Here is a 678-nt window from a genome sequence, read left to right as displayed (position 1 = left end):
GAACAGCCTGAAAGGCTGATTCAGGAAATTGGTTGCCTAACATTTGAAGAGCAGAATCAGTTATTGACAGCATTCAACGATACAAACGCAGCGTACCTAAGAGACAAAACAATCGTAGATTTATTTGAAGAACAGGTTAGAAAGACACCAAATAATATTGCTGTTGTTTTTGAAGAAACAAAACTGACGTATCAGGAACTTAATGAGAAGTCGAATCAGTTGGCTTATTATTTAAGAGAAAATTATGCAATTAAACCAGATGATCTGATAGGAATAAAGCTCGATAAAAGCGATAGAATGATTATAGCGATTTTAGGAGTATTGAAATCCGCAGCCGCCTATCTTCCCATAGCTGTTAATTATCCGCAAGACCGCATCGATTATATCGAACAGGACAGTAATTGTAAAGCCGTTATTGATGAGAATATTTTAGGCAATTTTGAACAGGTTCAACATAAATATTCAAAAGAAAATATTACAAAGATAAATACCGCTAATGATTTAGCCTATATCATTTACACTTCAGGTTCCACAGGACAGCCCAAAGGCGTTATGGTGGAGCATAGCAGTAATGTCAACATGTCCTTGGATCAGATTAAAACCTTTGGTATTACCCAAAACGACAAAGTAGTCTGGTTTGCTTCTGTTGCCTTTGATGCTTCTGTATCAGAGATTATG

1 protein-coding gene is annotated in these 678 nt (G+C 36.3%); it reads left to right on the top strand.

The annotated features are described in order from the left end of the window. On the top strand, window positions 1-678 hold a 678-nt coding region (locus DM397_RS00505; RefSeq protein ID WP_162615435.1), incomplete at both ends, for an AMP-binding protein.

The organism is Flavobacterium nitrogenifigens (assembly GCF_003254565.1).
Taxonomy (GTDB): domain Bacteria; phylum Bacteroidota; class Bacteroidia; order Flavobacteriales; family Flavobacteriaceae; genus Flavobacterium; species Flavobacterium nitrogenifigens.
The sequence above is the reverse complement of the archived record's forward strand: the minus strand, read 5'-3'. Positions and strand labels throughout refer to the sequence as shown.